This window comes from Rhizobacter sp. P2_H2 (genome assembly GCF_056403375.1).
Genome location: NZ_JBFUFP010000100.1, coordinates 1 through 9,999, shown reverse-complemented (window position 1 = coordinate 9,999; position 9,999 = coordinate 1). Strand labels below are relative to the sequence as shown.

Below are 9,999 nucleotides of genomic sequence, written 5' to 3'. Positions count from 1 at the left end.
GTGCAGGTGCAGGTGCAGGTGCAGGTGCAGGTGCAGGTGCAGGTGCAGGTGCAGGTGCAGGTGCAGGTGCAGGTGCAGGTGCAGGTGCAGGTGCGGGTGCGGGTGCGGGTGCGGGTGCGGGTGCAGGTGCAGGCGCAGGCGCAGGTGCAGGTGCCGGCGCAGACGAGACCGGGGAGGCGGCGTCGCCTCCGTTGGCACCGCCACAACCCACCAGCAGTGCCACGAGGCCAGCCGACAGGCAGCGTGTCGCGGTTGGCACCACATCCGCAAGCTCTGCCTGCAGCATCCGGGTCACGAGGGGAAACGACTCTGGCAAGGGCGTGTCGACGCGCTGCCGCGAAGTGAAGTGTGAATGGTTCATGGCGCTGCAGTCTCGGCACAGGGCGGCCCGCATTCCTGATCGAACCGTTACGGAGCGGGCGCCGAAAAGAACTGTTACCGACGCAGGCCGCCGAGGCCGCCGACCAGCTTGCGCAACAAGCAACAATTCATGCCATCGCCTTCTGCCGACGAGCAGGTCCGCGCCGCGGCCCGACGATGGCGGCGCACCGACACTGCGCCGTTCCGGCGAGGCCTCAAAACCGGACGCCGACGATGCACAGCCTCTTCCTCCCTGATTCCCGATCTGCCCCCCTGCGGCCGATTGCAGCGCGACGCCCTCATGGGCACGCACCGGCGCGATGAGCGAGCTTGTCATCACACTGCCCGGCGGGTCGCTCGACCTGCTCGGAGGGCGTGTGCTTCGCCACGGGGAGGCGGTGAAGGTGGAGCCTCGGGCGTGGCGCGTGCTGGAGCGGCTGGCCCGCTTCCGCCATCGAGTGGTCACGAAGGAAGAGCTGGTGGCTGCGCTGCGCCCCGAGGGGGCGGTATCCGAAGGCGCGCTTCGGCAGGCGATCCGCGCGGCACGCCGGGCCATCGGCGACGACGGGCCGCAGCCGATCATCCGCTCGATCCCGCGGGTCGGCTACATCTTCGACGTCCCCTCGGCACCGGCATCGCAGCCCGCTGCGGCGGACCTGCCGCGCGAGGGCGTCCCCTCGGTGATCATCGGCCCGTTGCGCAATCACACCGGGCGGCCGAGCCTGCACTGGGCGACGCACGGCCTGGTCGCCTGCATCGCGCACGGCTTGTCGATCGACAGGCGCATCCAGGTCCAGGACGCACTGTCGCTGGAAACGTCCTGGCCCGAAGGGCAGGTCCGCATGCTGCAGATGTTGCGCGCCGCCGGCGCGCGCTGTGCCGTGGTCGGCTCACTGAGGCTCGCTGGCGGCGAACTCGCGCTCGAGCTGAACGTCCACGACCAGGGCAGGAAGAGCGTCATCGCGATCCACGCTGCTGATCCAGCAGGGCTCGTGCTGCCCGCCATCGCGGCCTTGCGGCAGACGGTGCTGGGCGATGGCAGGCGCCGAGCCTCGGCCCACGGGATGAGCGGCTGCTCGCCGCTGTCGATCGAGTTGTTCGCGCGGGCCAGGCACTCCGCTGCGATGAGCCGACATCCTGCAGCGCTGCGGGCCCTTGCGCTGCTTCAGCAACTGGAGCCGGAGTTTCCTGGGCTCGATCTGGAATTGCTGCGTGCACAGGCCGTCTGCGGCAGCGATGACGGACCTCGCACCGCGGCCCGGCTGCTGGAAACCGCGAGACGCGGCCAGGACCGGTGTCTCGAAGCGCAAGGGCAACAGCATCTCGGGACGCTGCACCACGTGAAAGGCCGATTGCGTGAGGCGGCGCAGAGCCTGGAGCACGCCCTCGTGCTGGGCCGCGGCTGCATGCCGCCGCACTGGCAGGGGCACGCCTTGACGCTGCTGGCATCCGTCGAATGCCGCCTCGGCGAGCTGCATTCCGTTCAGGCACGGCTCGACGAGGCCCAGGCCATCTTCACGCGCATCGGCAGCCAGTGGGGATTGCTGACCGTGCTGTGGCTGCGGGCGATCATGACCTCGCTGTCCGGCCACGCCGAGCAGTCCATCCGCTGGAACAGAAAACTTGCGAACGCGGCCCGCAGGCTGAATGCCAACACCGCACTGGTGAGCGTGTGCCTCAACCTTGCAGGTGAACTGGTGTACGCGGACCGCCTTGACGAGGCGCGCGAGTGTGCGGAGGAGGCCACCGCCACCGCGCTGGCGATCGAGGTCGATGTGGGCCTGTTGAGCACGGTGGTCAACATTCACAGCCTGCTCCATCGTCTGCAAGGCCGTCCGGATGCCGCTGCGGAGCTGCTGTCGCTTCTGCCGCGGCCGGACCGGATGCAGGACGGCTATCTGTGGCAGGCCCACGGGCATGCCGCCATGGCAGCCGGTCGCGTCGACGAGGCGGCCGACTGTTTCCTGCGCGCGGCGGCCGAATGCCGCGTTCAAGGCAATCGCGCTGCCGAGGCGCCCCTGCTGCCGTGGCTCGTCGAGGCTCTCGTGCGCTGTGGGCGCCTGGCCGCCGCACAGGCTGAACTCGAGCGCGCAGACGCGCAGGCCCACCTGCAGGACGAGAGCACCACCGCGAACCTGCTCTACCCACGCGCGTTGCTGGCACGCTGGCACCAGCAGGAACCGGAGGCCCAGGCACTGCTTGCGCGGCTGACGACTGCGCCGGCCGCGCTGCCCCTCTTCCGCCGGCTCGGACGGGAGCTGTCAGCAGTGCCCATCGATCCGCGGCGCGAACACCCGATGCCGATGGCGCCACCGAACGGCGTGATGCGTCGGGAGTACCGATTCTCCCATTGCGTGCTTGACGTGGAGCGACGGGAACTGTGGGTCGACGGACGGCGCCAGACACTCGAGCCAAGACCGTTCGACGTGCTCGTGCATCTGTACCGCAATCGTCATCGCGTGGTGACTCTGGACGAGCTCCTCGACACGGTGTGGCGCAGGGCGACAGTGTCGCCGGAAGTGGTCGCGCAAGCGATCACCAAGATCCGCCAGGCGATGCGGCGGAGCAAGACGCACGCGGTACGGGTCCACACCGTCTATCGCAAGGGCTACCGGCTGCTGGCCGATACGCACGTGGAGGCCGATGATGACATCGCCGCGGCGCTGCTGCCCGACCCGCACGCGACACCGGAGCGCCTGCTGGCCATCGTGCCGCTGCCGCCATCGGGCGGGAAGCCGGGCGCCGATCGCGATGATCGCGAACTCGGGTACTCACTGGACGTCCTCGGCTACGCCCTGGCCGTGCACTCACGGCTGAAGCGCATGTCCGACGCCGAGGCAAAGGCAGGCGCTGACGACGCCCTCGCCGCAACGCCGGATGCGATAGCGGCTGCGATCGGYATCCGCAGCCCTGGCGCGCACGTCCTGTTCGCCCGCCTGATGCGCCGGGACGCCGCCCTGGCCCTGGACTATGTGCTGACCACGCCCGCCGCGCGGATCGAAGGCAGCCTCCGCGACCGGTCGCCGGCGGCACTCGGTCGGCGGCTGGCCGCCAGGCTCTCGCGGTTGGTGGCCGACGCCGCGGAGGCACCCGCCCTTGCCGCCGACGAGGGCGTGTGGATGACGCAGATGCTTGACCTCGCGTCTCGTGCCGTCGAAGATCGCCGCGCCGGCATTGCGATGCAGATCCTCGACGTGATCCTCGACCAGAACCCCGACCACGATCTGGCGGCGGACCTCAAGGCGCGCATCACCGACGCCGGCCACGGCAGGCCGGACAGCACCGGTCGAACGAACCAATCCGCGTCTGCGCCATGATCGGAATCGCCGTGCGCTGATATCTCGCTGCGTGCAAGCGACGCGCTCAGGCCAAGCCCGTTTCACCACATCAACTCTCGACCTCGCGCAAGCCCTCCAGCAGGGCCTCGTACACCAGGCGGATGCGCGCCGGCACCGGCTGGCGCTGCACGCGGTAGACCGACAGTGGCCAGGGCTTGGGCGCCGTCTCGGGCAGGACCTCCTGCATCGCACCGCCGCGCAAGTGGTCTGCGACCAGCACGCCGGCCAGCTGTGCGATGCCCATGCCTGCGAGCACCGCATCGCACACGGCCTGGGCGTCGTCGGAGACGAATGCGGGGAGCGCGGGCAGGATCTCGCGCTCGCGGTTCAGCCTCCATGGCCAGGGGCGGCCGGTGTTGCGGTTGATCAGTTGGGCGGTGGGCAGGGTATTCAGGCCGGCCACCGACTCCACCGGCCCGATGCGTTTGAGCAGCGACGGCGCTGCGACGATGCGCAACGAGAATACCGACACCGTCCGCGCGACGAAGCGGCTGTCGCCCAGGCGGCCGGCGCGCACGCCGACGTCGATGCGCTGCGCCACCGCGTCGATCACCTGGTCGGACAGCCGCAGGTCGAAGCACAGGCCAGGATGCTGCAGCGCCAGGCGCTCGAGAAGGGGCATCACGAAGCGCCGACCCTGCATGGTCGGCGCCGCGATGCRCACCAGGCCCTGGACGGGCTCATCCTTCGCCAGCATCGCCGCCGCGAACAAGGCATCGACGCCCTGCAACGCCTGGCGCGCGTGCGGCACGAAGCGCTCGCAGAAATCGCTGGGTTGCACGCTGCGGGTGCTGCGGTGGAACAGCAGTTCGCCGAGATGGCCTTCGAGTTCCTTGACCGCCCGCGTGACCACCTGCGGCGAGATCGAAAGGCGGATCGCAGCCTCGCGGAAGTTCTGCGTCTCGTATGCGACGAGAAAGGTGCGCAGCAGGTCGATACGGTTCAGCATCCCTTGATTATTCCTCTGCTGGGAATTCTGATCTCCCAGTGTATTCATTCACAGGATCAACGCCGGTTTCCATACTGCCTTCCATCGCCGGCACGTCGCCGGCGCCTCACAGGAGCAAGTGAATGGAATTCAAGGACAAGGTCGTGCTGATCACCGGCGCGAGCTCGGGCATGGGCCGTTCGGCCGCGCAGGCCTTCGCGCGCCAGGGTGCGAAGCTGGTGCTGGGCGCGCGCCGCCGGGCCGAGGGCGAAACCTTGGTGGAGCAGATCCGCGCACAGGGCGGCAACGCGGTGTTCGCCCCGACCGACGTGACGCGCGAGGCCGACGTGGACGCGCTGGTGCAGCTGGCGCTCTCGCACCACGGCCGGCTCGATGTGGCCTACAACAACGCGGGCATCGAAGGCCGCAGCGCCGAGTTCGCCGAGCAGGACAGCGACAACTACGACCTGGTCATGAACACCAACGTGCGCGGGGTGTTCTGGGCGATGAAGCACGAGATCCGCGCGATGCTGCAATCGGGCGGTGGTGCGATCGTCAACAATGCATCGGTAGGCAGCGAGGTCGGATTCCCGAACCTGGCGCCTTACATCGCGAGCAAGCATGCGGTGATGGGCTTGACGCGCACCGCGGCGCTTGAGTACGTGCAGCGCGGCATCCGCGTCAACGCGGTGAACCCGGGCATGATCGACACGCCGATGCAGGACCGCGTATGGGGCGGCGACGCACAGGCTCGCACCGCCTTCACCCAGCAGTTGCCGGCCGGTCGCTCCGGCTCGGCCGACGAAGTGACCGAGGCCGTGCTGTTCCTGGCTTCGCCCCGCGCCAGCTTTGTCACCGGCACCGGGCTGCTGATCGACGGCGGCTACGTGGCGCGCTGAGCGCCCGCACGGCCCGTGTCGGGCACGATCGAGCCACCGCGGCAACTCTCTCGCTACACTGACGTGCGCTGTCAATTGCGGAGGTAGCAATGCCTGACCCCGTAGAACCGTTGATCCTGGACCTCCTTGATTGGATCGGCCCGCATCCGCGCCCCTATGCCGAAGTCCTTGAAGCCTGGCGTACGTCGTGTCCACGCCTGCCCGTCTGGGAAGAGGCCAACAAGCGAGGCTTCGTCGATCACCTTCACGAGCAAGGGCAAGCGGCGCTGGTGGCGGTCAGCCCGCAAGGCCTGGCACACCTCGAGGCACGGCGCACAAACAGTGCGCCACCAGGAGCGCCTGCCGAAAGAGCCGACTCGGTCCCTGTCGTGGCCGAAGCCCCGGTAGCCGCACATGGCAGCCGGTAGCGCAGGCGAAGCGCCGCCTGACCCCTCATGTCAAACGTTGGGCGGCAGAAGATCGATCGCCTGCCCTCCACCTCACATCAAGGCATCCTGACCATGTCCACAGTCCGCACCGGAAATCAAGCAGCGCTCGTCGTGGTTGACGTTCAAGTCAGCGTCGTGGCCGAAGCCTGGGAGACCACGCGAGTCGTCAACAACGTCGCGCGCGTTGTTGAGCGCGCCCGGGAGCAACTTGTCCCCGTGATCTGGGTACAACATGACGACAAGGAACTCGTGCGCGACTCGCCGTCATGGCAACTGGTACCGGAATTGGTTCCCGCGCAAGGCGAAGCGCGGATCTACAAGCATTTCGAGTCGTCGTTCGAAGAGACGGGGCTCGAAGCCGAGCTTGCGCGCATCGGCGCGACGCACATCGTGCTGGCCGGCGCCGCGACCAACTGGTGCATCCGTGCCACCGCCTACGGCGCACTGGATCGCGGCTACGACCTGACTCTGGTCAAGGATGCGCACACGACGAAGAGTCTCGAACTTGAGAACGGGCCGAAGATCGAGGCCTCAAGCGTCGTTGCCGACTTGAACGTCGCGATGAAGTGGATCAGCTACCCCGGACGGAAGAACGGAACCGCAACAGCAGAGGAAGTCGACTTTGCTACACCAGGCGGCGTTCGCTGAAGTCCATGAACGCCGCCTGACCCGTCACTCGGCCACGTTCTCCAAATAGTGCAAAATCCGTCCGCCCGCCGCTCACCCGGCGGGCATCGCTAGGGGTGCTGGCCACGTTCACGTGACCGGCTGAGAGAGTCCCTTCGAACCTGACTGAGGTAATCCTCGCGCAGGGAAGCGTCGTGCCGCGGATCCTCTCTTCTTTGCCGCGGCCCGGTTGCGCCGACCTGCCATCGCCAAACCGGGAAGTACGATGGCATTCCGTTCTTGCAAGTCCCCTGCCCTGGCGCCGCTGGCGCCTTTGACCCTGGGCATCGCAGCCGCGTTCAGCGCGCATGCGCAATCCACCACCAGCACCATCGATCCGCAGACGCTGCCGCCGGTCACCGTGACCGGCCGCGCGCCCGATGCGGTCGCCACCATCGGCGGCTTCGGCGACCTGCCGCTGTCGAAGCTGCCGCTGCAGGCGAGCGTGATCAGCAGCGTCGCGATGAAGGATGCCGGCGTGCAGAGCCTGGCCGACATCACGCGCTTCGATGCGAGCCTCGGCGACGCCTACAACTCCGAGGGCTACTGGAGCACGCTGATGGTGCGTGGCTTCGCGACCGACAACCGCTTCAACTTCCGCCGCGACGGCCTGCCGATCAATGCCGAGACCGCGCTGCCGCTGGCCAACAAGGAGCGCATCGAGATCCTGAAGGGCACCAGCGGCATGCAGGCCGGCACGAGTGCGCCGGGCGGCCTGGTCAACCTGGTCGTGAAACGGCCCGAGGGCACGGTGCGCTCGGCCGCGCTGGAGTGGAAGCAAAGCCGCACCTGGCGCGGCGGTGTCGACATCGGCCAGCGCTTCGGAGAGGGCGATGCCTTCGGCATGCGGGTCAACGCGCAGTACGACGACCTCGATCCGCAGACGCACGACCTGCGCGGCCACAGCCAGCTGCTGGCGGTGGCCGGCGACTGGCGCGTGACGCCGGACACGCTGCTCGAGGCCGAGTTCGAGACCAGCCACCGCTCGCAGCCCAGCGTGCCGGCGATGAGCCTGCTGGGCAACCGCGTGCCCGATGCATCGGCCTACGACCCGCGGACCAACCTGAACAACCAGCCCTGGTCGCAGCCGGTGGTGCTTGACGGCGACACCGCGTCGCTGCGCTGGCAGCAGCGCCTGTCGGCCGACTGGCGCGCCGTGGCGCACTTCGCGACGCAGCGCCTGGTCAGCGACGACCGCCTTGCCTTCCCGTACGGCTGCGGCGCCGAAGGCAACTACGACCGCTACTGCAGCGACGGCACCTACGACCTCTACGACTACCGCAGCGACGACGAGCACCGCCGCACCGATGCGCTGGACCTGGGCGTTCGCGGCACGCTGTCGACCGGCGGGCTGCTGCACGAGCTGCAGACCGGCGTGCTGTTCTCGCGCTTCAGGAGCCGCCTGCAGTGCCAGGCGTACAACTACGTCGGCACCGGCAACATCGACGGCACCGCGGTGACGCCTGCGGATCCCACGCTGACCGGCACCAACACCAACCGCGACGAGCGCAACACCGAGCTGTACCTGCGCGACGCGATCACGCTGACGCCGACCTGGAGCGCCTGGCTGGGCCTGCGCCACACGCGGCTGAAGCGCGAGAGCATCGCGACCGACGGCAGCCAGCCGGTCTCGTACACCGATGGCTTCACGACACCGTGGCTCGCGCTGAGCCACGCGCTGCAGCCGGGCCTGCTGGCGTATGCGAGCTGGGGCCAGGGCATCGAATCGGAAGTGGCGCCGAACCGCGCGCGCTACACGAATGCCGGGCAGGCACTCGCGCCGTTGAAGAGTCGCCAGGTGGAGCTGGGCCTGAAGGGCAGCGCGACGGACCTGAGCTGGGGCCTGGCGGCGTTCGACATCGTGCGCCCGCGCTTCGCGGATGTCGGCAGCAACTGCGCCGACGACACGAACGGCAGCACCTGCACGCACCAGGAAGACGGCGAGCAGCGCCACCGCGGGCTGGAAGCCGAAGGCGCATGGACGGCAGGCGACTGGACGCTGCAAGGCGCGGCGATGTGGCTGCACGCGCGGGTCGAGGATGTCGCGAGCGATGCGACGCTGAACGGCAGGCGCCCGGTCAACGTGCCGGATCGCACGCTGAAGCTGAACCTGAGCTGGCGCGTGCCGCTGCTCACCGGCCTGAACCTCTCGGCCGGCGCGGTGCACGAGGGCGAGCGGATGGTGCTGCCGGACAACAGCCTGTCCATCCCCGGCTGGACGCGCTTCGATGCGGCAGCACGCTACGAGCAGCGGGTGGCAGGCGTCGGCACGCTGACCTGGCGGGTGGGCATCGACAACCTGAGCGACCGCCGCGCCTGGAAGGAAGCGCCGCTGCAGTTCGGGCACGTGTACCTCTACCCGCTCGCGCCGCGGACGGTCCGTGCATCGGTTCAGATCGATTTGTGAAGCGGCTGCCGGAACCGGTGATTTTTCTGTCTATAATCTGAGGCTCAGTTCCTCGATAGCTCAGTCGGTAGAGCGCCGGACTGTTAATCCGTAGGTCCCTGGTTCGAGCCCAGGTCGAGGAGCCAGTATTGACGGGGCCCGCAGCGATGCGGGCCCTTTGTCGTTCAGCCCTTCCCACTCCTTGCCATCGACACGTCCTTCGCCAGGAACTCCTGAAGCAAGGACCAGCCCTTCGGCCACGCCCCGACGCCGCTCGATGCATTGATGTGCCCCAGCGGCCCCACTTCGACCAGGCGGCTGCCCCACTGGCGTGCGCGATGCTTTGCGTAGTCGATGGTGCTGAAGGGATCGCTCGTGCTGGCGACGATCAGGCTCGGGAAGCGCAAAGCACCCTCCGGAACGCCACCGAACCCTGCCGCCGCCGGTGGGAACGAGGACGACTGCGGGTCGGGTACCGCCACCAGGAAGGCTCCCGCAATCTCCCGCTGCGAGATCGCGCTCCAGTGGGCGACGAGCAGGCATGCCAGGCTGTGCGCCACCAGGACCGGCGGCGCAGGCGACGAGGCGACCGCCCTGTCGAGCGCGGACACCCAGTCATCCAACGTGGGCTGATCCCAGCTCGTAGGCTGGAAGCGGCGCAGCTGAGGCTGTCCGCGCTCCCACAAGCTCTGCCAATGCGCCTCGCCTGACCCACCGATGCCCGGCAGGACCACAACATTCTCCATCGATGCCTCCGTTTCCGATGCGCCCAGTCTGCGGCGAGGTGCATCGGCCTGGAATGGCAAAGCATCGGAAAATGGATCGTCGAACCGATGGATTCAAGGTGCCATGGCCCAACGTCAACCAGCGAGCCTGGATGCGACCGACATCAAGATCGTGACGCTTCTCGAGGAGGATGGAAGGCTCGCCGTCAGCGAACTCGGTCGACGTATCGGTCTTTCACAGCCCGCGACATCGGAACGCCTCAAACGCC

General features: G+C 68.3%; 8 protein-coding genes, 1 tRNA gene and 1 riboswitch. Of the genes, 6 read left to right on the top strand and 3 right to left on the bottom strand.

The window, feature by feature from the left end:
* A partial coding sequence (locus AC1D15_RS08810) for a hypothetical protein (RefSeq protein WP_477825685.1) occupies window positions 1–198 on the bottom strand: 198 nt, incomplete at its 3' end.
* A 482-nt stretch (window positions 199–680) separates the two neighbouring features.
* On the opposite strand from AC1D15_RS08810, the gene AC1D15_RS08805 reads away from it, so the two are divergent.
* Window positions 681–3,677 carry a winged helix-turn-helix domain-containing protein gene (locus tag AC1D15_RS08805; protein WP_477825684.1) on the top strand — a complete coding sequence of 999 codons (2,997 nt, stop codon included), beginning with the start codon at window positions 681–683 and terminating at the stop codon, window positions 3,675–3,677.
* Between the two features lie 70 nt (window positions 3,678–3,747).
* Here the strand turns inward: AC1D15_RS08805 and AC1D15_RS08800 are convergent, their stop codons facing one another.
* Window positions 3,748–4,647, bottom strand: a complete 900-nt coding sequence (locus tag AC1D15_RS08800; RefSeq protein WP_477825683.1) for a LysR family transcriptional regulator — start codon at window positions 4,645–4,647, stop codon at window positions 3,748–3,750.
* A 122-nt stretch (window positions 4,648–4,769) separates the two neighbouring features.
* Here AC1D15_RS08800 and AC1D15_RS08795 point away from each other — a divergent pair, with 122 nt between their 5' ends.
* From AC1D15_RS08795 to AC1D15_RS08780, 4 genes are all read left to right on the top strand, one after another.
* Entirely contained in the window at window positions 4,770–5,525 is a 756-nt protein-coding gene (locus AC1D15_RS08795) for a glucose 1-dehydrogenase (protein ID WP_047502083.1), read from the top strand.
* Between the two features lie 500 nt (window positions 5,526–6,025).
* A complete protein-coding gene (locus tag AC1D15_RS08790) occupies window positions 6,026–6,601 on the top strand; it encodes an isochorismatase family protein (protein ID WP_477825682.1) in 576 nt (191 codons plus the stop codon).
* An 81-nt stretch (window positions 6,602–6,682) separates the two neighbouring features.
* A riboswitch (TPP riboswitch) is annotated at window positions 6,683–6,785 on the top strand.
* Between the two features lie 60 nt (window positions 6,786–6,845).
* Window positions 6,846–9,026, top strand: coding sequence for a TonB-dependent siderophore receptor (locus AC1D15_RS08785; RefSeq protein WP_477825681.1), 2,181 nt, complete (start codon window positions 6,846–6,848; stop codon window positions 9,024–9,026).
* A gap of 49 nt (window positions 9,027–9,075) precedes the next feature.
* Window positions 9,076–9,151 (top strand) — tRNA-Asn (locus AC1D15_RS08780).
* 39 nt (window positions 9,152–9,190) lie between these two features.
* Here AC1D15_RS08780 and AC1D15_RS08775 read toward each other — a convergent pair.
* Window positions 9,191–9,751 (bottom strand): RBBP9/YdeN family alpha/beta hydrolase, encoded by a 561-nt coding sequence (locus AC1D15_RS08775; protein WP_477825680.1) that lies wholly within the window; start codon window positions 9,749–9,751, stop codon window positions 9,191–9,193.
* On the opposite strand from AC1D15_RS08775, the gene AC1D15_RS08770 reads away from it, so the two are divergent.
* Window positions 9,723–9,999: Lrp/AsnC family transcriptional regulator (locus tag AC1D15_RS08770; RefSeq protein WP_477825679.1), on the top strand; the 277-nt coding region annotated here is incomplete at its 3' end. The genes AC1D15_RS08775 and AC1D15_RS08770 overlap by 29 nt on opposite strands.

What these genes read in the sequence shown, in the direction of transcription:
- AC1D15_RS08795 (WP_047502083.1), top strand. Translation starts at nt 4,770, where the DNA reads ATGGAATTCAAGGACAAGGTCGTGCTGATCACCGGCGCGAGCTCGGGC.
- AC1D15_RS08790 (WP_477825682.1), top strand. Translation starts at nt 6,026, where the DNA reads ATGTCCACAGTCCGCACCGGAAATCAAGCAGCGCTCGTCGTGGTTGAC.
- AC1D15_RS08785 (WP_477825681.1), top strand. Translation starts at nt 6,846, where the DNA reads ATGGCATTCCGTTCTTGCAAGTCCCCTGCCCTGGCGCCGCTGGCGCCT.
- AC1D15_RS08775 (WP_477825680.1), bottom strand. Translation starts at nt 9,751, where the DNA reads ATGGAGAATGTTGTGGTCCTGCCGGGCATCGGTGGGTCAGGCGAGGCG.